Genomic DNA, 23,224 nt, shown 5'->3' on the forward strand with positions numbered 1-23,224 from the left:
GAACTCCTGCAATAGTCATTGCGATCTCTGCAGCGGGACTTCTCCTGTCCTTAGGGCTTTGTGGTGCTGGAGGTGCCCTGTCGCACCATAGCCTCTCCGGATTTCTCTTTGCTTCAGGCGTGGTGGTGCTATTCGCATCGATCGTCGGAGTGGTTGTCGGAGTCTTGTGGCTGATCCTCGCAGTGATCCTAAATACCAGCAGCAAATAAAAGCACACGGCCTGGCTTGAAGGGCAAACTGAGCTACAGCTCAGAGAGACGATCAAAAGGGTGGCGAGTAATGGCGAAGACACGGGACTATTTGTTCTATGACACAGCCGTATCGATCTGCACCACATGTTATCGGCGCATCGACGCGAAGATCGTCTTCGAGGACGGGAATGTCTACCTGCTGAAGCGCTGTCCGGAGCATGGGTTTGAGCGCGTGCTGATGGCCGATGATGTGGACTACTACCGGCGTTGCCGTGAAGTATTTCTGAAACCGCCGGAGATGCCGGACCACTACAACACGCCGGTGAAGTATGGCTGTCCGTACGACTGCGGGCTGTGCCCGGACCACGAGCAGCACTCGTGCCTGTCGTTGATCGAGATCTGCGATGCGTGCAATCTGAGCTGCCCGATCTGTTATGCGGAGAGCGGGCCGCATCGCACGACCTACCGGACGATGGAGCAGATCGAGGCGATGCTCGACATGGTGGTGGCGAATGAGTTGGAGCCGGATGTGGTGCAGATCTCCGGTGGCGAACCGACGATCCATCCGCAGTTCTTCGAGGTGCTCGATGCGGCGAAGCGCAGGCCGATCAGGCACCTGATGGTGAACACGAACGGCATTCGAATTGCGCAGGAAGACGGCTTCGCGGAGCGGCTCGCGGGCTATATGCCGCAGTTCGAGCTCTACCTGCAGTTCGATTCGCAGCGGAGCGATCCCCTGATGCAGTTGCGCGGCGCTGATCTGCGATCGATTCGTGAGAAGGCGTTGGAAAAGCTCAACCGCCTGAATGTTTCGACGACGCTGGTCGTCACGGTAGAGCGCGGTGTGAACGACGATGAGATGGGCAGCATCGTCGACTTTGCGTTGCAGCAGCCATGCGTGCGCGGGGTGACGTTCCAGCCGGTGCAGCAGGCGGGAAGGCTGGCCGGGTATGACCCGGCGCGTCATCGGCTGACGTTGAGCGAGGTGCGGCGGCGCATCCTGGAGCAGACCAGCACCTTCAGGCCGGAGGATATTATTCCGGTGCCGTGCCATCCGGACAGCCTGGCGATGGGCTATGCGATGAAGCTGGGCGGCAAGGTGGTTCCGTTGACGGGGATGATCGATCCGCAGGTGCTCATCGAGGGTGGGCGGAACACGATCATCTATGAGCGGGATGAGGCTGTTCGCAACCACATCTTCAAGCTGTTTGCGACGAACCACTCTCCGCAGTCGCAGGCGACGACGCTGCGGGAACTGCTGTGTTGTCTGCCGCAGGTGCTTGCGCCGAAGAACCTGGGGTATGACAATCTGTTCCGGATTTTGATCGTGCAGTTTATCGATGCGCAGAGCTTCGATCTGCGTTCGATCAAGAAGACGTGTATTCATATCGCGCATCCGGATGCGAAGAGGTTGATTCCGTTCGATACGTACAACATGTTTTATCGGGATGGGTTGGAGCAAAGCCGGTTGCAGCCGTTGCGGGATAGGGTGCTGGCTTCGGTGTAGTTTTTGTTTTTTTGTTGTCATTCCGAGCGTAGCGAGTGAATCTGCTTCCTCCCGCTTTTTGCTTGTGTCGCCATGAATGCTATGCGTAGCGAAGCACGCTTTTTGATTTTTCGCTTGGATTTCTGGGTGGTTCCGGCGAAGAACGGGAGGAAGCAGCTTGGATTCAAGCCCCAAGTGCAACATTTGTGAACATACCAGGATTTTGCCAGAACTCAACGAAGTCGAAGGCTCCTTCTGGGAGGAAGAGTTCAGCTGGAGCTCGTTTTCCGAGTGATTTTCGGATGCGAGCATTCATGAGCATGGCGATATCGTCGAGCTGCTGTTGTGAGAAGTGACCGAGGTCTTGTCCCTTGGGCAGGAACTGTCGGAGCAGGCCGTTGGTGTTTTCGTTGATGCCGCGCTCCCATGGCGAGTGGGGATGGGCGAAGTAGACCTCGATGCCAGTCTGCTGTTCCAGCCACTTGTGCTGGGCCATCTCTCGTCCCTGATCGTAGGTCATGGAACGGCGCATCTGGGAGGCGAAGCGGTTGAGGATGCGGGCGAAGCCTTCCGCGCAGGTTTTTGCCGAGCCGTCTTCGAGCTTGACCAGGGCGAGGAACAGCGTGGTGCGCTCCACCAGCACCCCGACACGGGACTGGTTGAGTCTGCCCTTGATCAGGTCTCCTTCCCAGTGTCCCGGGACCAGGCGAAGCCCCACCTCCTCGGGCCGCTGGTCGATGAGCTTGATGGGGTCGATGAAGTGACGGCGGTTGGGGTCCACAGCGGCCTTGGAGCGCGATCTGCGGCTCATCCGGCGGCGGCGCAGCATCGTCATCACGCGGGCGCGGAGTTCTCCCCGTGGCATGGCGTAGAGCGCGGTGTAGATGGTCTCGTGCGACAGACGCACCGGATCGGGCATACGCCTGAGTGTGAACCCAACCTGCTCCGGACTCAAGCCCCGGCCAAGCTCGGCCACGACAAGGTCCCACACGAAGGTGCCTGGAACCAGTTTGCGCGCAACCCGCGGCATGCGCTGCAACCTTCGGGCACGTCGATCTGCCGTCACCGCAGAATAGCCTCCGGCGATAAACCGGCGACCGCCCTTCGGACTAGGCTGCGCAACGTGCCAGCCATTACGACCCATCTCCCGGGTGACCGTGGACCGCGCCCGTTGGAGGCCGGCGCCGGCCTCCAACCCATCGATAACTGCGTCTGCAGAAGACAGCGCTCCTCCATAGAAAACTGCTTGTACGTTCGACCCATGCAACATCTTCCTCCTTAGAAAAGAAAATGTTGCACTTCGAGTTTGAATCCAAGCAGGTTCGCTCGCTGCGCTCGGAATGACAAGCCAGAAAAGCAACAGCAAAGACAGAAGCAGATTCCCTGCGGGAATGACAAGCCAGAAAAGCAAGAGCAACGACAACGGTAACGGCAAATCGCGTAAGTCTCGATCTGTTCCTCCATTAAACCCATCCTCATCTCTGCGTGATAGTCTGCGGGGCATGTCCGAACATGATCGCCACAGGCAAAACAATCAACAGCAGCATGGCCACTCCGAGAGCCACCCTCCGCAGCACAACGATCAGCACAATGGAAATCATCAGCAGCACGGCGGCCATGGGTTCGATCTGGCGTCTGCTGCGCTGGATGAGATGCACGCCGCCGGCTTCAAGCCGGAGTTCGGTGCGGGCGTAGCCGAGGAGCTTGCGGCGACCGAGGCAACGCTTGCGACTCTGAAGCCTGTGGCGGGAGTCGAAGACCTTCGCGCGCTGGGCTGGTCGTCCATCGACAACGATACGTCGAAGGACCTCGATCAGATTGAAGTTGCTGAGCGCGTGGCTGGGGGGATCAAGCTGCGCGTCGCGATTGGCGATGTGGCTGCCGCGATCGAGAAGGGCTCGCCGATCGATAAGCATGCCCAGGACCAGACGCAGACCATCTATACCGCGGTAAAGAACTTTCCGATGCTGCCGCTGGAGCTTTCTACCGGTCTCACGTCGCTGAACGAAAACGGCGATCGCCAGGCCGTGATGATGACCTTTACCGTAGGACCCGAGGGGCAGATGCTTGACGAGTCCGTGTCGCGCGCTCTGGTGAGGAACCGCGCGCAGTTGGCTTACTCACGCGTGGGACCGTGGCTGGAAAATACAGCGGCGGGCAAGGTGGACAACGATGTGATGTCGTTGCGGTCGGACAGCGCGCGGGAGCATGATGAGGCGCAGTTGGACTCGGGATCGTTGCCGCAGAACTGGCTGGTTGAGCAGTTGAAGCTGCAGGATGAGGCCGCGCAGGCGTTGCATGAGGCGCGCGTGAAGAACGGGGCACTCGAGTTTCATAAGGCGGAAGCCGATCCGGTCGTGGTGGATGGCCGCGTGATCGACGTGCATGAGGCGACGCAAAACCGCGCGATGAACCTGATCGAAGACCTGATGGTGGCGGCGAATGGCGTGATGGCACGGGCGTTGCGCAAAGGCGGACGCTCGGGGCTGCAGCGCGTCGTGATCGTTCCGAAGCGGTGGGACCGCATCGTGGCGCTTGCCGCGCAGCACGGAGGCTCCCTGCCCACGGTGCCGAACTCCGTGGAACTCAACAACTTTCTCGAAGAGCAGCGTCGGACGGATTCGATTCACTATCCTGACCTTGCGGTTGCGGTGATCAAGTTGATGGGGCCGGGCGAGTACCTGCTGATGCGTCCGGACGACGATCCTACCGGGCACTTCGGTTTGGCGGCGCGAGACTATACGCACTCGACTGCGCCGAACCGGCGCTTTCCTGATCTGGTGACGCAACGGGTGCTGCATGCGATGGCTGCGAACGAGCCTGCGCCTTATAGCGATGCCGAGCTCATTGCCATTGCCCAGCACTGCAACGAGGCGGACAAGGCGCTGCGTAAGATCGAACGCGACATGCAGAAGCGTGTGGCGGCGGTGGCGATGTCGTCGCGTATCGGCGAGGTGTTCCCGGGTGTGGTTACGGGGGCGTCGGACAAGGGCGTGTATGTACGGGTGATTCGTCCGCCGTTCGAGGGACGTGTGGTGCAGGGAGAAGATGGGCTGGATGTTGGCGATAAGGTGAATGTGAAGTTGATTCATACCGATCCTGCGCGGGCGTTTATTGATTTTGCGAAGGTGTCGGGGCGGTAGGTTTTTCGTAGTCTCTTGAGCGGTACGCGAAGGCCCTCAGCATTCGTGCAGCCACGAATGCTGAGGAGCGAGCTATCGAGGCACCCATGATAGATCGCCCTTTCAGGGCTCGACCTTTGTAGCCATTCAGTAACCCAGGGTTTCACCCTGGGCTATGATGGCGCAGCCCCTGCAGGGCTGGGATTATTGCCGCTTCTTAGCTATTGATCTCACCTGAAATTAGCTGTTGTTCATCCTTCGCCTACGGCTCAGGATGACGACGAAAAATAAGCAACGACAAAAGCAGATTCCCTGCGGGAATGACAAGCCAGAACGGCAACAGCAAAGGCAAAAACGAAGAGGCTCGCTGGTTGGCGAGCCTCTTCGCTTTGCTGTGCGTCGGTTAGAACAGCAACTTCAATCCAAGCTGTATCTGGCGGCTGGTGTTGGCCGTTGCCGAGATGACGCCGGGAGAGCCTAGAGCGGGAGCCGTGGTCTGGTTTGCGAGAGTGCCCTGTGTTGGGCCTGCGGAGTAGACGACCTCGTTCGGCAGTTGCAGGTTCGTGTGGTTCAGGACGTTGAAGAACTCGGCGCGGAACTGCAGGCGCGTCGAGGCGGTCAGCTGTGTTGACTTAAGCAGGGAGAGGTCCCAGTCGGCGTAGCCGGGACCTGTGAGGCTGTCGCGTCCGGCGTTGCCGACCGTGCCGAAGGCAGGAGCGGAGTAGGCGTTGGGGTTGAAGAACTGGGCTACTCGCTGGGACGTGGTGCCGTGGGTGTAGAGCGAACCACGGAAGGCTGGATTGACGTTCGGGCGGACGGGGTTGCGTGAGTCTCCTGAGCCGGTGGGGTTGTAGCCGAGCTGAGGCGAGAAGGGGAAGCCGGTCTGTAGATTGGCGATGGTGGAGAGTGACCAGCCTCCGAGGGTGGCTTTGAGGGCGCGTCCAGGTACGAGATGCGAGTTGCGAGTCGCGAGTTCGAGTAGGGGTAGCTCGTAGGTGCCGTTGAAGGCGGCGAGGTGGCGGATGTCCGTTGCGGCTGGACCGTAGTCGAGATGAGGAAGGGAAGGCACTTCGACGAAGGCCGGTGTGTTGGCGGAGACCGAGGTGTTCCAGGCCGAGCCGTCGTCGAGGTTCTTGGACCAGGTGTAGTTGGCGCGGAACTGCAGGCCGTGAGCGAAGTCGCGGCGGAAGTCGACTACGAGGGCGTTGTAGTTGCCCGAGCCGCCAGCCCACCAGGAGGTGGTGTTGGCCAGTGCGGGATTGGCCTTGGTGGTGGTGGGATAGAAGATCGTGCCATCGGGCTGCACGGTGAAGGCGGGCTCATTGAGATCACCGGAGAGGATCTGGTGGTAGCTGTGCGAGCCGTTATAGCCGACGGTGAGCGAGGTGCCGGGAGCAAGCTGCTGCTCGATCTTCAGCGAGTAGGAGAGCAGCGCCGGGGTGGCGATGCCGGAGTCTACCGTGGAGGGCGATACCTGCGGTGCTACTCCGGTGGGGGCGGCGACGGTGCTGTTCGAGTAGGAGTAGACCGTGTTGAACGGAGCGGCCTGGTCGAGGCGGTAGTCGAGGGCGTCGAGCAGTGAGTGATGCAGGCCCACCGATGCGCGGAGGCTGGTCTTGCCATCGCCGAAGACGTTCCAGGCGACGCCGAGGCGTGGTTCGGGAAGGAAGAGGGCCTGGTTGTTGTTGATGGCGTTGGACTGCACGCTGGGGTTGGTGTTGATGATGCCGTTGGTGAAGTTGTAGACGCCTGCGCGGCCCTGGGACTCGCTCCAGCCGGTCGAGGACTCGCTGCGGAAGCCGGCGCGAATCTCGACGCGTGGGGTGACGTGGAAGGTGTCTTCGAGGTAGGCGTCAGCAAAGAGTGCGCGCCAGCCGAGCTCGGTTGGGTTGGGAGCGTAGGTGAAGGTCTTGATGGTGCCGTTCAGGAAGCTGGTGAGCGAGGCGAAGGAGGCCTGGCCGAACTGGTCCTGTGCGAGGTTGTCGTTGGACTCGAGGCGCTGCACCCAGACACCGGCTTCGATCTGGTGCTTGCCGATGGAGTAGAAGATGTGGTCGTCGAAGGTGAAGAGGTTGCGTGTGATGGCGTTATTCGCGCCGACGTTGGCTCCTGCGCCGGTGATGGAGGAGGCGCCGTTCGAGGCGGTGGAACCTGAGATGACGACAGCTCCGGTAGGCTTGCCGGGGATGAAGGTCGGTGTGACGGCCTGGATATCGGAGGGCAAGGAGCCGAGGAAGAGGAAGCTGGCGCGCGAGTAGCCGACACGTGCGGTGTTGAGCAGGCGCGGCGAGAAGACGTGCTGTTCCTGCACGCTCAACACCTGTTCGCGCAGGGCCTCGTCGACGATGGAGAAGGGATCGGCGGTGGGGGTGTGGTCGGCGGAGTCGTCGACGGTGTAGACGGCGAAGAGCAGATCGTTGGGGGTGAGGTTGGCGTCGAAGCGGGTGGTGCCGAAGTCTTCGCGGATGTGCTGCGGCGCGGTGCCGATGAACTGGCCGATGCCGGTGGGCAGGCCATTGGTGAGGACTTCAGGGCCGTTCTGTATGGGCCAGAGGTTGAGCAGTTGCGCGGAGATGGGGCTGACCTTGGTGGCTGTTTCGACGCCCTTGGCGTTGGGCACGAAGCCGAGACGGGCCTGGTTATCGGGCACCAGCGTGACGAGGGAGAGGCCGAGGTTCTGGCGGTAGCTCTCGTAGTTGCCGAAGAGGAAGAGCTTGTCCTTCTTGATGGGGCCGCCGAGGGCCGCGCCGTAGTTGTTGCGCTGGAATTCGGGGATGCGGGGGCCGTCGAAGTAGTTGCGGGCGTCGAAGAAGCTGTTGCGGAGGAACTCGTAGACGTCGCCGTGGAGCTTGTTGGTGCCGGAGGTGGTGACGATGGAGATCTGTGCGCCGTCGCGCTTGCCGTAGGCGGCGGAGTAGCTGTCGGAGACGACGTTGAACTCGCGGATGCCGTCGATGCCGAGAAGCTGGCCGGAGGTGCCGCCGGGGGTGACGTTGATGAGGGAGGCTCCGGTGTACTCGATGCCGTTGAGGAGGAAGAGATTGTCCTGCGGACGGCGTCCGGAGACCGCGAACATACTGCCGACCGAAGAGTTTGAGGTGCCGACGCCGCCGGAGCGCTGGTTGGTGTAGTTCACCGTGCCGGGGTTCAGCGTGATGAGCTGATCGTAGCTGCGGCCGTTGAGCGGGAGCTCTTTGACCTGGCGGGAGTCGACCAGGCCGGAGGTGGATTCGGTGGAGAGGTTGACGGCGGAGGGCTTGTCTTCAACGTTGACGGTGTCGCTGCCGGAGATGGCGAGCTTGAGCGTGAGGTCGAGCGACTGGCCGACGGTGAGCTGGACTCCGGTGCGCTTGTAGGGCGCGAAGCCGGAGACGTCGACCGAGAGGGTGTAGCTGCCGACGGGGATGGAAGGCGCTGAATAGGAGCCTGAGCCGTTGGTGGTCAGAGCGCGCTGGGTGCCGGTGTCGTCGTTGTGGATGAGGACGTGGGCGTTGGGAATCACGGCTCCGGAGGGATCGGTGACGACGCCTGAGATCGTGCCGCCGACGACCTGGGCTCGTGAGGCGATGGCGAAGAGAACGAAGAACAACGCCGCAATCAAAGTGCGGGTGCGGGAGGGGATGAGGCGAAAGACTTGCATGGGGCTCCTGAAAAGGTGTGAGGGACGCGCCTGCCGGGATGTCTGCGCAGGGTCGCTTTTATAGGGGAGGTGAATCGAGAGAAGGTGTTCTGGTTCTCGCGCGGACTAGCGGCGACAACAACAGCTACACGTTTCCTTGGAGGCTTTTGACTCAGTGGTATCGGTCGTGCCGGCGGAGAGCAGGTTTCTCGCCGCGCTTGGAATCACAGCCAGAAAGACAACAGCAATCGCAGAGACAAACGCGATTGAGGTGGAGGCAATGAGGACGGTGTGAGCTGTCATTTCATGCCTCCGTGGTGATAGACCGCGAAGACCATCCCCAGCGTGACCAGGGCGATGAAGATCTCACCGAGTACACCGACGAGAATCGGACGCCAGCCCTGGTTGATGAGATCGCTTAGCTTGGTGCGCAGGCCGACTCCCGCGAAGGCCGGAAGGAAGGCCCACTTGGAGAGGTTGCCGAGAGAGGTGAGCTGCGAAGAGGTGAAGAAGCCGCTGGTCGCCAGCAGAGAGATCGCGACGAAGCCCAGGATGAACTTGGGGAACTTCTGCCAGAGGAAGAGTGCCTTGCGCTCGACGCGGGTAGCCTGGCCCTGCGACGCCCAGTAGACGGCATAGCCCAGAACGACGAAGCCGATGAAGGCGGAGCGCGCGGTCTTGGAGAGGATGGCGAAGCGGCCGGCTTCGTCTCCGTAGAGCGCGCCGGTCACGGTGGCTTCGGCGGTATTGTCGACGGCGAGGCCGGTCCAGATACCGTAACTCTGCTGCCCAAGATGCAGCGCATGGCCGATGGCGGGGAAGGTGAACAGGGCGAGTGCGCCGAGGGTGAGGATCGCTGCGATGGCAGTGGAGGTGTCTTCTTCGTCGGGCTCGATTGCGCCCTGTGCGGCCATGATGGCGGTAACGCCGCAGATGGAGCTGCCGATGGCGAGCAGGGAGGTGAGCTTGGGCGGCAGCTTGAAGATCTTGCCGAGCAGCGTCATTACGGTCAGGGAGAAGATCAGCTCGATGAAGACGAGCACCAGGGACATGCCGCCGAGGTGCAGGACATCGCCGATAAGGAACTTTGCGCCGACGAGGACGATGCCGAGCTTCAGCCACAGCTCATAGGTGGCGACTCCGACGCGAAAGATGTGCGGCAGCTCGATGGTGTTGGAGATCAGGAGGCCGAGGATGATGGCCCAGAGGACGTACTCGATGCGAGGGAAGGGGACGTGGTGCGCCGATTGGAGCCAGGCGCCGAGGCTCTCCAATCCCTTGCCTGCGACACCGATACCGAAGAGAAGCAGCGTTCCGGGCAGCAACGCGAGAATCTGCTGGGGGCGCGAGGGGCGTTCGGTACTGGGGGGCAACGAGATGGTCTGAGCGGACAAGAAAGGGTTACCAGCCGATGTGATGAATGATGTTCAGTCGAATCAGAGCGGCGAACGCCAGGGCGATCGCGATGGCGACGACATCGGCATTGAAGGCGAGCTTGATGTTGGCGACGGCTTTGGAGGTCTGGAAGCGGGGGGCCATGGATAACTCCTGCTGGATGCTTTGCGTGTGAGGGAAGGAGATCGTGGGCTCAGAAACAGAAAACCCACGCTGCTCGGGGGAGCTGTGCGTGGGTGGTTTGAGCCTGGGGCGAAGGCTTTTAGCCGCTTCGCTTTAGAGCAAACAGACACCGGCGCAACAGCGCGGCATGCGACAACACATGCAACAGAGGGCGGCGGTGTGGATCTGCTTCATCAGGTTTAGAGCCTAACTGGGTGGAGGGGTGGTGTCAAGATTGGGATTAGCGAGTCAGCGGGGAGGTGGGGGAGCCAAAGCTGTATGACAGGTTGTACACTCATCGGCGAGGTCATGAGATGAATGTGCGGTTGATAGCGGTTTTGGCGGTCGGAACGATGTTGGCTGGGGGAAGTGCGGCGCGGGCGCAGGGCGATCCGGCGCGGGCGTTTGATGCGGCAACTGCCGCAATTCGGAAGCCGGGAACGACGGTGCGGATCGACCTGATTGGCGATTCGACCCAGACCAACAACGCCGGCTATGGCCGTGGATTCTGCGCTAACTTTACGGCGCAGGTGGACTGCGTGAACATGGCGCGTGGCGGAGCCAGTACGGGGACGTTCCGTGAACTGGGCCTGTGGGACCGCTCACTGGCCACCAAGCCGGACTACATGGTGATTCAATTTGGGCACAACGACTTCGTGACAGCCGAGCATCTGCCCCGGCAGGTGCCGCTGCCCCAGTACATCGAGAACCTGAAGCGGTATGTGACCGAGGCCCGCGCGGCGAAGATTACGCCGGTGCTGGTGACTCCGCTGACGCGGCGATACTTCGGCACGGATGGCAAGGTCCACTCCGACCTGCAGGAGTACAGCGAAGCCATGCGTGGCGTGGCGCGTGAGATGAAGGTTCCGTTGATCGAGCTGCAGAACGAGAGCATCGCTTATCTGGACAAGGTGGGCGAAGCCGAGGGTGACAAGCTCGCGATCACGAAGAAGGACACGGACGGCAAGACGATCTTCGACAAGACGCATTTGGACTGGGCGGGGAGTTACGTCTTCGGGCGCATGGTGGCGGTCGACCTGGGGAAGGCCGTGCCTTCTCTGAAGAAGTATGTGCGTCCTGAGGCTGCGACGCTTCCTCCCGAGGGGGAGAAGGCGATGCGCATTATCAACGGCGGTCCGGCAATGATTGTGCTGGTAGGGGACTCCACCGTAGCGACCGAAGGTGGATGGGGGCCGGGCTTTTGCGCGGTGATGACGAAGAACATTACGTGCATCGACGATGCGCTGAATGGGCGCAGCACGAAGAGCTTTCGCGATGAGGGTGCATGGAAGAAGGCGCTGGACCACAAGGGCGACTACTACCTGATCCAGTTTGGGCACAATGACGAGAAGACCGACGAGAAGCGTCACACCGATCCGGAGACGACTTACGCGGCGCAGATTCGGCAGTACATCACAGAAGCCCGGGCGATTGGTGCGGTGCCGGTGGTGCTTTCGCCGCTGGCGCGGAGGACGTTCAAGGACGGCAAGCCCTCGAACGACGATCTGCGGCTCTATGCCAATGCCGCGCGGCGTGTGGCGGAGGAAGAGGACGTGACGTTCATCGATCTGCTTTCGCTTTCGACTGCGGTGCTGGCCAAGGGCACGCAGGCGGATGCGGACACCTTCAATGCGGTGGGGCATGAGGATGCGCGGGCTGAGCAAGGCAAGTCGGGGATCGACCGGACGCATTTGGACGACAAGGGCAAGGCTGTATTCGGGCGGATTGTTGCCGATAACCTTGTGCGCACTCGGGTAGAGTTGGGGCCGGATGTGATTGGTGTTCCGGCGCAGGCCGCTGCCGCGGTGCCGACGCAGGCTGCGCCTACGGATGGGAAGTAAGTCTTCTATTTTGAAGAGGGTCTACTGACCAGTCGAGGATCGAAGTTCGCGGTTTGCGATTTTACGATGGTGATGCGAGCTGAGTCAGGATGCAGTGGATTCAGCAGGTAGTTGAAGGTATGGGGAAGGATGGCAGAGGGAACGCGTGCAAGCGCTGAACGTCGCGATTTCAGCCATGTATCGCCAAGGCTTCGCGTGAGTGCAATATTTGATTTCCAACGCTCGCCCCGGGGAACGTTGAGAAGTGGAATCCGCAATTTGGGCGGAACAGAAATTTGCAACAGCTTATAACTTGGCGGGAGTTCATTCTCATTGAGTTCGAGGTGTACAAGCACTTCGATGAGTGCGCCTGGAGGAGAGGCGGCTAAATAGACAATGGGTGAGCCTGCGCTATGCCAGCGCGCCGCATAGCGACGACCGCCCTCGCCGTTCAGAGAACGATAGTTGCTGATTCGCCAGAGTTCCACTAGGCAAACATGCCTTCGTCGATTTGGCCGAGCATCTCTTCTACCATGCGAGCGCCCACTTCCGTGCGGAGCATATCCATGGGGGTGCGACCGTCGAAGCGCTTTTTGGGTTTATTGAGCCAGGTCCGGGCAAGATCGGGATCCTCAAAGACGGCGACCGTATGGTCGAAGACGCGGACGAGGCGCGCCAGCTTATCGGACTCATCCGTAGAGAGCGATTCCTTGCGCGCTCGCCGATGCTTGAGCGTGCGTGCCGGAATAACCACCTCGTAGATGTCTTTGAGCGGTAATCCGGAGGTTGCGACGAAGTCGGACATTGCGGCAACGGGCACCCCGGACTCCACACTGGCCAGGTTGAGATGCAGGGTGGTCAGGAGTGGGGTCGAGAAGACCGGCTTGGCTGCGCTTGCCATGGAGACATTATGCCATAAAGAGAGAGGCATAATGTCTCCATGAGGGTTGAGTTGGGGAACTCCATAAGCTAGGCGATAGCAGAGCTAACCAGTGCTTTAGCTTCGGCTTGAATCTCCTTCAGGTGGTCTGCGCCGTGGAAGCTTTCGGCGTAGATCTTGTAGACGTCTTCCGTCCCGGAGGGGCGTGCGGCGAACCAGCCGTTTTCGGTGGTGACCTTTAGCCCGCCGATGCTGGCCTTGTTGCCGGGAGCTTCGGTGAGGATCGCGGTGATGGGTTCGCCTGCCAGCGTGGTTGCCGTGACCTGCTCGGGGGAGAGCTTGGACAGCTTGGCCTTTTCTTCCTTCGTGGCTGCGGCGTCGATGCGCTGGTAGACGGGTGAGCCGTACTTGGCGGTGAGTTCGTTGTAGTGCTGGCCGGGATCTTTGCCGGTGCGGGCTGTCATCTCGGCAGCGAGCAATCCGAGGATGAGGCCGTCCTTGTCGGTCGTCCAGACGGTGCCGTCGCGGCGCAGGAAGGTTGCGCCCGCGGACTCTTCGCCGACGAAGCCCAGCTTGCCTTCGAGCAGCCCGTCGACAAACCACTTGAAGCCTACCGGCACCTCGAGCATCGGGCGGTTGAGGCCTTTGGCTACGCGGTCGATGATGCTCGATGAGACCAGCGTCTTGCCGATGCCGACCTGCGCCGACCAGTGGGGCCGGTGCGTGCAGAGATATTGAATGCAGACAGCAAGGTAGTGATTGGGATTGAGCAGGCCTGAAGACCGCGTGACGATGCCGTGGCGATCGTGGTCGGTGTCGCAGGCCCAGGCCACATCGAACTTGTCCTTGTTCGCGATCATGCTGGCCATTGCGTTGGGTGAGGAGCAGTCCATGCGGATACGTCCGTCCCAGTCGAGGGTCATGAAGCGGAAGGTGGGATCGACGTAAGGATTCAGGATCTCGAGCGGCAGCTTATACTGCTCGGCGATACGCGGCCAGTAGTCGACGCCCGCGCCGCCGAGAGGATCGACCGCGAGCTTGAGGCCGGTGCCGTTCAGCGCTTCGAAGTCGATGACGTTTGCGAGATCGTTAACGTAAGCGGTGATGAAGTCGTGGCGATGCGTGGTCTCCGCGGCGAGGGCCTTCGCAAAGGAGAGGCGGTGGACGCCCTGCAGCTTAGCCGCGATCAGTTCGTTGGCGCGGTTCTCGATCCACTTGGTCGCACTGGTGTCCGCGGGGCCGCCGTTGGGTGGGTTGTACTTGAAGCCGCCGTCCTCGGGCGGGTTGTGCGAGGGCGTGATGACGATGCCGTCGGCACGCTCTTTGGCGCCGCTGCCGTTGTACTCCAGGATCGCGTGCGAGAGCACGGGAGTTGGCGTATAGCCAAGGTCCTTGTCGATCATGACCGTTACACCGTTGCCGCTCAGCACCTCGAGAGCGGCGATGAATGCGGGCTCGGAGAGAGCGTGCGTGTCCTTGGCGAGGAAGAGCGGACCGTCGGTCTTCTGCTCCGCTCGAAACTCGCAGATGGCCTGCGTGATGGCAATGATGTGTGCGTAGTTGAAGCTGGTGGTCAGCGACGATCCGCGATGTCCGCTGGTGCCGAAGCTGACGCGCTGCGCCGGGTCTTCCGGATTGGGGTGGCCGGCGTAGAACGCCGCCACGAGACGCGGCAGATTGACGAGCTTATCGGGGGATGAGAGGTGGCCGGGGGTGTTGAGCGGTGCGTCGATGGACATGAGGGAAGGATAAAGCAGAAGGGCAGGGATTAGGGATTAGGGACTAGGGATTAGTCGTTGCACGAGCCCGTTTTCTAATCCCTAATCCCTGTTCCCTAATCCCTGTGTTCTACTGCGGTCCGTGATATTCCTCTACGGGATCGGCGCTGTGGACCCAGGCGGAGTAGATGAGGTCGCGGAGTTCGATGGCTCCGGCGGCCAGGCGCTCCTCGGCGAAGGTTTTGGCTTCCGGTGTGCCTGCGTCGGTAAAGCCGCCGGTCTTCTCGATCTGGTAGGTCTTTTCGACGAAACTGTTGGTGTGGCGCAGATAGTTGAGATAGCTGGTCCACTCGTCGTCGATGGGTTTGGGCTGGGTTGCGGCGACCAGTGGAGCGACGTCGGCAGGCTTGATGTTCGCTGAGACGTACAGGCTCTCGAAGAGGGAGTGGATCTTGTGGTCGGTGGTGTAGCCGTTGGGATTGGGGCCGGTCCAGCCGTTGTACTGGATGGTCGTGTGCAAGGGCTGCGAGCCGTCGCCAACATAGTGACCAAGCCAGCCCGCTTCAAAGAGGATGACTGTCTGGACGGGAGCGGTGTCCTTGTTGGCGGCGACGAGTTTGCGGTACTCGCGAAGGTCGGTCTTCAGGCGTTGCCAGACTTCCTCGACCTGCCAGGGTTGCAGTCCGACGTTCTCTTTCAGCACTACGTCCGGATGCTTCGGCTGCGCGGCGGCAAGTGCGCGCAGAAAGTCGTAACGCTCTTTGGGGAAGCTATAACCGGCGATGCAGTTGGGTGTGCCTTCGGCGCAGGGTGTGGCAGCGTAGAGGGCCTCTTCGTAGTCGAAGAAGTGGTCGGGCGATTGGGTGTCGCTGAGTTCTTTTTCGTTGCGGCCTTTCCAGCGGTCGGGCTCGGGGCCGAGGTACTCCATGGTGTCGAGTGCGTTGCCGTTGCGGAGGAACGCCGGGACGTCTGACGGCAGATACTGCGCGGCAAGACGGTTGATCATCATGTGACCGTCGCGTCCCCAGGCCCAGGCGGGCTGCGCGGCGAGGACGCTGAGAAGGGAAGTCGCGACGGCGACGCGGGTGAAGGCGGAGAGCTTTTGCATAATGGGCAGTATACGGATGGGGTGTTAACGGAGTTGCTGATGCTTTTAGTTTTTGCTGTTGTTTTTGCTTTTCTGGTTGTCATTCCGACCCTGAGCGAAGCCGAAGGGGAGTGAACTTGTTTTCTCCCGTTTTTAACTCATGCCGGTACAAGCTATGCCACTTAGTTCCTATATGCGATTTCTAGGTGGTACGAACAAAGAACGGGAGACAGCAGGTTCGCTCGCTGCGCTCGGAATGACAACCAGAAAGGCAACAGCAACGACAACAACAACGACAAGAGCAACGACAAGAGCAGAAGCAGATTCCCTGCGGGAATGACAAGCCAGAAAAGCAAGGGCAAGAGCAAGAGCAAGAGCAAGAGCAAGAGCAAAAGCAAGAGCAAAAGCAAGAGCAAAAGCAAAAGCAAGAGCAAGAGCAAGAGCAAAAGCAAAAGCAAAAGCAAAAGCAAAAGCAAAAGCAAGAACAACGGTGACAGCTACACCAGTACTGGTTCTTCCGCCAGCACAGGACTGCCGAAGACCCTGCGGTAGCGAGCGATCTCTTCGACGGGCCCCGTTGCTTTGCTGGCGTTGTCCGAGAGCTTGACCGTGGGCTGTCCGTCCGCGCTGGTGACCTTGCACACGAGGCTGATCGGCTCGAAGGTGTCTTCACCGCGCGGGTGGCAGTCGCGGAAGTCGTTGGTCAGCAGGGTGCCCCAGCCGGCGCTGAAGCGGATGCGGCCGTTGAAGTACTCATGCAGGCGGATGATGGTGTCGACATCGAGCCCGTCCGAGGCGATGAGGCGTTTTTTGCGCGGGTCTTCCCCGTGCTTTAGGAGCCAGGAGATGTACTCGTCCCCGGCGATGAACGGATCTTTGGAGTCGACGCGCTCACCGGTCCATTTGGCAACCCAGTCGGGCGCTCCTTCGAGGAACTGCGTGGTGCCGAAGGTGTCGGGCAGGGCGATGAGCAGCTCTCCGCCGTAGCTGCGCTGCCACAGCTCCAGCACCTTGTACTGCGAGGTGCGGAGTTCCTGGTCGCTGCCGCGCGCAGCCATCGCGGCCATGGCCATCGGCAGCTCGTGCGCGTTGGTGCCGATGGCTTCGAGGTTGTGCTTATAGGCCAGCGCCGTGTTTGAGGTGCCGGAGAGCCGGTTGCCGAGCGCGGAGGAGAGGGCCTCGACCGCATACTCCTGCCACAGGAAGCTGTGGCGGCGGCGCGTGCCGAAGTCGGAGAGGCGCAGGCCTTCGACGGCGCGCAGCTTTTCGATCTTGTCCCAGAGGCGTGTCTTGGCACGCGCGTAGAGCACGTCGAGCTCCAGCTCGGAGAGCTCTGCCAGGGCCGCGCGCGTCTTCATCTCGCTGACGATGGCGAGCGAATAGACTTCCCACATCGTGACTTCAGTCCACAGGCCCGAGAAGCGGATGACGAGCTGGCCGTCGTGCTCGTGAATCTCGTAGTCGCTCAGGCGGAAGTCATGCTCCAGCCAGTCGAGGAACTCCGGCTGAAAGATCTGGCGTACGCCGTAGAACGTATTGCCGGCCAGCCATACAAGCTCCGACCGGCGGTAGCGCAGACCGCGCACATGCTCCATCTGCTCACGCAATGCGATGGCGGAGATACGTTCGGCCAGCTTGACCTTCAAGGTGCGGTTGTAGATCTCGCTCGTTACGGGGATGGCAGGAAAGTTCTTCCAAATGAACTGCAGCATCAGCAGCTTGTAGAAGTCGGTGTCGAGCAAAGAGCGCACGATAGGATCGAGCTTCCAGTTATGGTTATGCGCGCGCTCGGCGAAGTTAACGTTCATGTGTCGTTTCCTCTGGCATTTACAGGGTATCAACGCCAGGGAGACAACGTAGATACAAGGAGTTTGTCCCAACTCTATATCTCAGAGATAGGAGCGCGAAAATTTATTTTATGGAATAAAAGACAAGGTGGCTTGACATGACAAGGAGGTAGAAATAATATACTTGACAAATCAATATGACATTAATGCTCTAGATTCATGAACGATTTCGCCAATATCCGCACTCTTCAGCAAGCCATTATCGAGTTCTCAAACCCCGATAAGTGTATTGAGTACGTGGTTTCCATGCGCTGGCCTGATGGTGTCGTAATCTGCCCCATATGCGGACGGAATGACGTGACTTGGCTTTTGACTCAGCGCAAATGGCAATGCAAGTCCAAGCACGCCAAACGTCAGTTCTCCGCAAAAGTGGGAACTATCTTCGAGGATTCTCCCCTGGGTCTGGACAAGTGGCTGATGACCGCATGGATGATCGTCAATTGTAAGAACGGCGTGTCGTCCTATGAGATTTCGCGCAACATTGGCGTCACTCAGAAATCCGCATGGTTCATGCTTCAGCGTCTGCGGTTGGCGATGAAGTCTGACGATAGCGGCATGAGGGGGGATCTGGTGGCGCCGTAGAGGCTGACGAATGCTTTATCGGCGGCATTCCCAAGAATCTCCACCTCGGCAAGCGTGTAGGGGCAGATAAGAAGGTTCCTGTCGCTGGTATCCTTGACCGCACCACTCGCCAAGTTCGCGCAGCTGTTGTGCCAAACGTGCGGATGGAAGTGCTTTGCAATCGCATCCTCGACAACATAGGCAAGGGGTCGAATGTCTACACTGGCGGCTGGATGGCTTACCAGAATCTCGGCTATGCCGGATTCATTCACGACACCGTCAACCACGTTGACGAGTATGTGAATGGCCAAGTCCACACTCAGGGTATCGAGAACTTCTGGAGCCTACTGAAGCGCACCATCAAAGGAACCTATGTAGCCGTCGAACCGTTCCACCTTGAACGCTACGTTGACGAGCAGGTGTTTCGGTTCAATACCAGCAAGTCCATGAATGACGGGCAGCGCTTCAAGAAAGTTTTATCGCAGGTCGCGGGAAAGCGGCTCACCTTCGCAAAGGTCACCGGCAAGGTGGGAGAAAACCGGTTCTAATGCGAACCGGAAACGCCAGGGGAAGGGGAAGCGGAGGTCTTAGGCCCCCGCTTCTTTCCAATTTTGATTCGTTGGCTGTCCTCAGAAAGACGGCGTTGCATCTCCTTTTTACCGAGGCTCAGAACTCTTTTCATCACGTTGTCGAATTTTTCTTTTTGGTTCATTCCACACGCCTTCCATAAGGAACAGAAACCGCCCTACGTTCAAATAGTAGTTTGGATACGCCTTCTTGAGGTCTTTCAATTTGCTGACCATAACGAGCACGACTTGCTGGCTTGGATCGTTGAAATACAACTTCTCCAACTGCATGTAGAAATCCAACGCCGCTTCCAATTGGTCTTTAGTGAAGGGCGTCTTGTTGATCATCTTTTCGTCTAGATCAAGCCGAAGAACATAAGCCACCTCGCCAGGAATCTTGGCCTTACTGATTCTTTCGACGCTACTGGATAGCCCTTCAAGTTTTTGCCGAATCCGCAACTCCGCATCCAAAACCCGTATCTCTTCAGTCAATTCAGAGAGAGTGTTTGGGGTATCTGGCACCGTAGGTGTCTTCTCTTTCAATGCAATTACACTTGATGCCAGCGCAAAGAACCTTCTCCATTTCAGGTCGCCTCCGCCAGTTTTGATGTTTTGATGCAATAGCGAGTCAACCGTTTCCACTGCTGTCGCCCAAGCATGCTGCGCATTTGTACGAATCTGAACCTCAATCAAGCGGCCTGCTAAGTTCTCGTGCTTCATAATCTTTGGGTGGTATTTAGAAATGAGATGAATGCCTCGATACCCGTCAGGTTTTGGTCTGTCTATGTAGTTGGTTAGATCGCATTGGAACTTTTGCGCAAGTTGGTACGCCGTTAGCACGTTTTTCACTACTGCCCGGCACCCTCCAATGTCTTGCATGCGCGCCAACTGCATCCCCGGCTGGCGTTTAAGCTTGACCATCACCGATGGGATTCGCTTTAGTCGCTGAGATACCAGAGCGGAAGGATCGAGTTTTCGGGCGCGAGTTCCCAGAGTCATAAAACTCGCCTGTAGAGGATGGATGTGCGAACTTCTCCACGCCCCAAGAACATCTAGGGCATGGCTCAATTCGTCAGAAAGACGCCCGTCGCCGTGGTCGCGGATACAGTCGCCTGCCCTGCTGACCTCTTTTTTTGTGTAGGGGAAATCCACGAACAGCCCCTCCTAAATCAAGTATGTTTCACGTGACAAGGTACACCTTTTCTCGGTTGATTCGTCAAGTAAGTTATTGCCAAGGAGACTTTACGTAAAGTGAGCTTGTCATTAGGACAGGGAGACAAGACATGCTAAGTCCCGCAGCACGGAAGTACAGGAAGACCAGTTTTATGGTTTTGGCCGGATACCTGGTCTTGTTCCCGGCAGCCAGTTATGTTGCCGATCGGATTCACCCTACAGGTGCCGTCCTATGGATGCTGGCGGTGCTGCCGGTGCTCCCCATCCTTGGGGTGATGTCTTTGATGGGCCAATATCTTCGGAACGAAAAAGACGAGTACAAACGTGATCTCGCTGTTCGCTGTCTTCTATGGGGAACCGCGGGCATGGTGATCGTAAATCTGTTCTCGACTTACCTGCGCATCTTCGGTTGGAATGGGCAGTTGTTTCCGTTCAGCGAGTTCTTTGTGTTCTTGGGTTTCATGCTGGTTGCGAAGATCTCGTACCGCATGTCGAACCGGGTGCCTGCCGATGAATAACCGGCTGCGAGTCTTGCGGGCGGAGAAAGGATGGTCGCAGGCCGATCTGGCGGACAGGCTGGAGGTCTCGCGGCAATCAGTGAACGCCATCGAGACGGGGAAGTACGATCCGTCGCTGCCGCTGGCGTTTCGGATTGCGCGGCTGTTTGATCAGCGGATTGAAGAGATCTTCGAGGACGAGGCGTGACAAATGTCAGGTCGCTTTGCTGACACGCTTCACTCGCGATCAGGTGATGAACCTATCAGGCTAAGGAGAATGGAAATGATAAGTATCAATCGCAAGTGGTCTACTGAGTTGCGCCTGGCTTATATCGCTATTTTGTTCTTCATCGTGGCCCAGTATGTGGTGAATGAAAGGCCGTGGGACCACATCTTTCGCATCGCGGGCCTGCTCACTTATATTGCGTCGATGTTCTTAGCTCTACACAAGCAGCGCCGCAATTTATAACGAATTTTTCCATCCTATGAAGGGAATCAAATCATGAAAATCTTTCGTGTTCTCGTTATGCTGGCCTTTGTTCTCGGTGGTATCGCCCTGCTGTGTGTGCCGTCACGCGGCCAGACCGCGAAATCTTTCGCGCCTACACGTTTCACCATCACGGACGCGGGTACGGTGGGCAAGCCGGATGTCGTGCTGATTCCGGGACTCGCAAGCTCGAAGGCGGTGTGGGACGGAGAAGCAAAGCTGCTGGCTCCGAACTACCGGCTGCATATTGTGCAGATTGATGGCTTTGCCGGAGCTCCGGCCGGGCCGAATGCTACGGGGGCGTTTCTCGCGCCGGTGGTCGAGGAGTTGCACGCTTATATCGTCGCGAACAAGATTCATCCAACAGTGATGGGGCATTCGCTGGGCGGGCTATTGACGCTGATGCTCGCGGATAAGCATCCGGAGGATGTCAGCAAGCTGATTATTGTGGACTCGTTACCCTTCTATGCGGTGGTGTTCAACCCGGCGGCGACGGTGGATACGGTCAAGCCGCAGGCCGATGCGATACGGCAGCAGTTGATTGCCGCTCCTGCCGCCCAGTTTGCGGCGATGCAACCGCTGATGGTGGCGGGTATGGTGAAGAACGCGGACGGGCAGAAGCTAGTCGTGGCAAGCTCGATTGCGAGCGATCGAACGGTGTTCGCCAATGCCATGTACGAGGATCTGCAGACGGATTTGCGCGGCGATGTCGCGACGATCAAGACGCCGATGCTGATGCTGTATCCGTACGATGCCACGGCGCAGGGGGCTGACCCGGCGAAGGTGGATACGATCTATACGACGGCGTATGCGGCGAAGCCGAATGTGAAGCTGGTGCGGATCGACGACTCGCGGCACTTCATCATGTACGACCAGCCGGAGAAGTTGGATGCAGCGGTGGAGAGCTTTTTGAAGTAGGGCGCGCTTTTTGCGAGGGGTGGAGTCGAAGGACCCGAGGGGCTTGACCCTACCCGAGCTGTCGGGACCTTTTCCAGCACGAAAGCCCGGACTCGAGCGTTCGAGGTAGAAAGGGGTGAAGGGCATGGGCAGGATGGTGAACCTCGGGGTCCTTCGGTCCTGAGCGTAGCCGAACGGACGCGTCCCCAAAGGCCGGGACGCTTCGCTCAGGATGACGATTCTGTGGGGAGATGAAACAGAAGCTATGCGTGCATCGAGCCCGGTTGTGGTCTAAGACGAGGTCTTCGATGCCTCATTCAGATTTCAGGGTGGGGCATCCCCTTTATCTTGCGCGAAGTTCTTCGATTTCAGGCAGTTGTATTCTGAAAACAGGGGCTGGTATTTGAACCTTGTATAGGGACGATAGGCGCTGCTGGCTGTTTCCGTGAAATTCACAGAAATCCTTATCGATATTGGCTCAAACACGATATTCTGATAGTCAATATGCCTACGAAAAAAGAACTCCTCCAAGCTCAGATCCAGCACATCGACATCAAGCAGCACAACGTTGTCGCGCTGGTCGATGCCATGGCATCCATGGCTTACAGCTCGCGCGATCTCGCGCGTGCAGCGAGCATCTACGACATGATGCTGCGCGATACCGAATGCGGTGTCATCCTTTGCCTCGCCGGTTCGATGGTCTCGGCCGGCCTGCAGAAGGTCATCGTCGACCTGGTGCGCAACAACATGGTCGACGCGATCGTCTCGACCGGCGCCAACATCGTCGACCAGGACTTCTTTGAGGCTCTCGGCTACCGGCATTACATCGCGGGCGAAGAGTACAAGTACGGCGCGGGCGATGCCGAGCTTCGCGACCTGGCCATCGATCGCATCTATGACACGTTCATCGACGAGGACGAGCTGCGCATCTGCGACGCTGCGACCGAGAAGATTACGAACTCCCTGGAGACGCGGCCTTACTCCTCGCGCGAGTTCATCGCCGAGATGGGCGCTTACCTGAAGAAGAACGGTCGCACGCCGGAGAACGGCAACAACGACTCGATCGTATTGGCCTGCTACGAAAAAGACGTGCCCATCTTCTGCCCGGCATTCTCGGACTGCTCGGCGGGCTTCGGCCTGGTGGCGCATCAGCATGCGCGTCGCGGCAAGCCGGTGGTTTCGATCGACTCGGCCAAGGACTTCTACGAGCTGACGCAGTTGAAGATTGCGAACCCGACGACGGGCCTGTTGATGCTCGGCGGCGGTGTACCGAAGAACTTTGCGCAGGACATTGTGGTCGCGGCGGACATCCTTGGCGTCGAGGCTTCGATGCACAAGTACGCCATCCAGATCACGGTAGCCGATGCGCGCGACGGTGCGCTCTCCGGTTCGACGTTGAAGGAAGCCAGCTCGTGGGGCAAGGTCGATTTGACCTATGAGCAGATGGTGTTCGCCGAGGCGACCATCGCGTTCCCGCTGATCGCTGCGTATGCCTACCATAAGAATGGGGCTGCAGAGCGTACGGGCAAGTTGTTCGCCCAGGTGCTGGTGGAGCCGGTAACCGCGTAAGGCAAAGGGCCCAGGGTCTAGGGCTCAGGGTTTAGAAGACGGCAGGGCCTTTGGGCTCTGCCGTTTTGCTTTTGCGGTGGAAGGGGCGGTATATCGTGCAACCGCGATATGCCGCCCCTTCAGGGCTCTAGCTTTTCTGCGGTCGTA

The 23,224-nt window shown here is 59.1% G+C and carries 19 protein-coding genes and 1 pseudogene; 10 read left to right on the forward strand and 10 right to left on the reverse strand.

What is annotated here, in order from left to right:
- Positions 1-279: 279 nt before the first annotated feature.
- The gene (locus ACIX8_RS05245) at positions 280-1,698 is read left to right on the forward strand and encodes a radical SAM protein (RefSeq protein ID WP_014264285.1); all 1,419 of its coding nucleotides are present in this window, start codon (positions 280-282) and stop codon (positions 1,696-1,698) included.
- A gap of 163 nt (positions 1,699-1,861) precedes the next feature.
- Here the strand turns inward: ACIX8_RS05245 and ACIX8_RS05250 are convergent.
- Positions 1,862-2,940 (reverse strand): annotated as a pseudogene (locus ACIX8_RS05250) (IS30 family transposase).
- A gap of 239 nt (positions 2,941-3,179) precedes the next feature.
- Between ACIX8_RS05250 and ACIX8_RS05255 the strand changes: the two are divergent.
- Complete coding sequence (locus tag ACIX8_RS05255; RefSeq protein WP_014264287.1) at positions 3,180-4,820, forward strand: RNB domain-containing ribonuclease; 1,641 nt, start codon at positions 3,180-3,182, stop codon at positions 4,818-4,820.
- Between the two features lie 382 nt (positions 4,821-5,202).
- Here the strand turns inward: ACIX8_RS05255 and ACIX8_RS05260 are convergent, their stop codons facing one another.
- The 3 genes from ACIX8_RS05260 to ACIX8_RS25840 all read right to left on the reverse strand — a co-directional run bounded on the left by ACIX8_RS05260 (position 5,203) and on the right by ACIX8_RS25840 (position 9,957).
- Positions 5,203-8,439: a TonB-dependent receptor gene (locus tag ACIX8_RS05260; protein ID WP_014264288.1), complete on the reverse strand. Its 3,237-nt coding sequence runs from the start codon at positions 8,437-8,439 to the stop codon at positions 5,203-5,205.
- A gap of 278 nt (positions 8,440-8,717) precedes the next feature.
- Complete coding sequence (locus tag ACIX8_RS05265) at positions 8,718-9,812, reverse strand: YeiH family protein (protein ID WP_014264290.1); 1,095 nt, start codon at positions 9,810-9,812, stop codon at positions 8,718-8,720.
- Between the two features lie 7 nt (positions 9,813-9,819).
- Positions 9,820-9,957 carry a hypothetical protein gene (locus ACIX8_RS25840; RefSeq protein WP_014264291.1) on the reverse strand — a complete coding sequence of 46 codons (138 nt, stop codon included), beginning with the start codon at positions 9,955-9,957 and terminating at the stop codon, positions 9,820-9,822.
- A gap of 332 nt (positions 9,958-10,289) precedes the next feature.
- Here ACIX8_RS25840 and ACIX8_RS05270 point away from each other — a divergent pair, with 332 nt between their 5' ends.
- The gene (locus ACIX8_RS05270; protein WP_014264292.1) at positions 10,290-11,816 is read left to right on the forward strand and encodes a GDSL-type esterase/lipase family protein; all 1,527 of its coding nucleotides are present in this window, start codon (positions 10,290-10,292) and stop codon (positions 11,814-11,816) included.
- A gap of 5 nt (positions 11,817-11,821) precedes the next feature.
- On the opposite strand, the gene ACIX8_RS05275 is transcribed toward ACIX8_RS05270, so the two are convergent.
- From ACIX8_RS05275 to pncB, 5 genes are all read right to left on the reverse strand, one after another.
- Positions 11,822-12,283, reverse strand: a complete 462-nt coding sequence (locus ACIX8_RS05275) for an RES family NAD+ phosphorylase (RefSeq protein ID WP_014264293.1) — start codon at positions 12,281-12,283, stop codon at positions 11,822-11,824.
- The gene (gene parS / locus ACIX8_RS05280) at positions 12,283-12,726 is read right to left on the reverse strand and encodes a type II RES/Xre toxin-antitoxin system antitoxin (protein ID WP_014264294.1); all 444 of its coding nucleotides are present in this window, start codon (positions 12,724-12,726) and stop codon (positions 12,283-12,285) included. Before parS ends, ACIX8_RS05275 begins: the two co-directional genes overlap by 1 nt.
- A 38-nt stretch (positions 12,727-12,764) precedes the next feature.
- Positions 12,765-14,414 carry a phosphoglucomutase (alpha-D-glucose-1,6-bisphosphate-dependent) gene (gene pgm, locus ACIX8_RS05285; protein ID WP_014264295.1) on the reverse strand — a complete coding sequence of 550 codons (1,650 nt, stop codon included), beginning with the start codon at positions 14,412-14,414 and terminating at the stop codon, positions 12,765-12,767.
- A 109-nt stretch (positions 14,415-14,523) separates the two neighbouring features.
- Positions 14,524-15,501, reverse strand: coding sequence for a S1/P1 nuclease (locus ACIX8_RS05290; RefSeq protein WP_014264296.1), 978 nt, complete (start codon positions 15,499-15,501; stop codon positions 14,524-14,526).
- 476 nt (positions 15,502-15,977) lie between these two features.
- Positions 15,978-17,288, reverse strand: coding sequence for a nicotinate phosphoribosyltransferase (gene pncB / locus ACIX8_RS05300; RefSeq protein WP_014264298.1), 1,311 nt, complete (start codon positions 17,286-17,288; stop codon positions 15,978-15,980).
- Positions 17,289-17,486: 198 nt separating this feature from the next.
- On the opposite strand from pncB, the gene ACIX8_RS26090 reads away from it, so the two are divergent.
- Both ACIX8_RS26090 and ACIX8_RS26095 read left to right on the forward strand, forming a co-directional pair.
- Positions 17,487-17,909, forward strand: a complete 423-nt coding sequence (locus ACIX8_RS26090) for a transposase (RefSeq protein ID WP_044176206.1) — start codon at positions 17,487-17,489, stop codon at positions 17,907-17,909.
- Between the two features lie 26 nt (positions 17,910-17,935).
- On the forward strand, positions 17,936-18,436 hold the full coding sequence (locus ACIX8_RS26095; protein WP_263053396.1) for an IS1595 family transposase: 501 nt from the start codon (positions 17,936-17,938) through the stop codon (positions 18,434-18,436).
- Between the two features lie 108 nt (positions 18,437-18,544).
- Here the strand turns inward: ACIX8_RS26095 and ACIX8_RS05315 are convergent, their stop codons facing one another.
- Positions 18,545-19,606 (reverse strand): RelA/SpoT domain-containing protein, encoded by a 1,062-nt coding sequence (locus tag ACIX8_RS05315; RefSeq protein WP_014264299.1) that lies wholly within the window; start codon positions 19,604-19,606, stop codon positions 18,545-18,547.
- 173 nt (positions 19,607-19,779) lie between these two features.
- Here ACIX8_RS05315 and ACIX8_RS24355 point away from each other — a divergent pair, with 173 nt between their 5' ends.
- The 5 genes from ACIX8_RS24355 (at position 19,780) to ACIX8_RS05340 (ending at position 23,077) form a co-directional block, all read left to right on the forward strand.
- Positions 19,780-20,145 (forward strand): hypothetical protein, encoded by a 366-nt coding sequence (locus tag ACIX8_RS24355; RefSeq protein ID WP_052310567.1) that lies wholly within the window; start codon positions 19,780-19,782, stop codon positions 20,143-20,145.
- A complete protein-coding gene (locus ACIX8_RS05325) occupies positions 20,138-20,332 on the forward strand; it encodes a helix-turn-helix transcriptional regulator (RefSeq protein WP_014264301.1) in 195 nt (64 codons plus the stop codon). Before ACIX8_RS24355 ends, ACIX8_RS05325 begins: the two co-directional genes overlap by 8 nt.
- A gap of 75 nt (positions 20,333-20,407) precedes the next feature.
- Complete coding sequence (locus ACIX8_RS05330; protein WP_014264302.1) at positions 20,408-20,593, forward strand: hypothetical protein; 186 nt, start codon at positions 20,408-20,410, stop codon at positions 20,591-20,593.
- 33 nt (positions 20,594-20,626) lie between these two features.
- On the forward strand, positions 20,627-21,529 hold the full coding sequence (locus ACIX8_RS05335) for an alpha/beta fold hydrolase (RefSeq protein WP_014264303.1): 903 nt from the start codon (positions 20,627-20,629) through the stop codon (positions 21,527-21,529).
- Positions 21,530-22,012: 483 nt separating this feature from the next.
- A complete protein-coding gene (locus ACIX8_RS05340) occupies positions 22,013-23,077 on the forward strand; it encodes a 1,9-bis(guanidino)-5-aza-nonane synthase (protein ID WP_014264304.1) in 1,065 nt (354 codons plus the stop codon).
- Positions 23,078-23,224: the final 147 nt, after the last annotated feature.

This window comes from Granulicella mallensis MP5ACTX8, from assembly GCF_000178955.2.
GTDB lineage: Bacteria > Acidobacteriota > Terriglobia > Terriglobales > Acidobacteriaceae > Granulicella > Granulicella mallensis.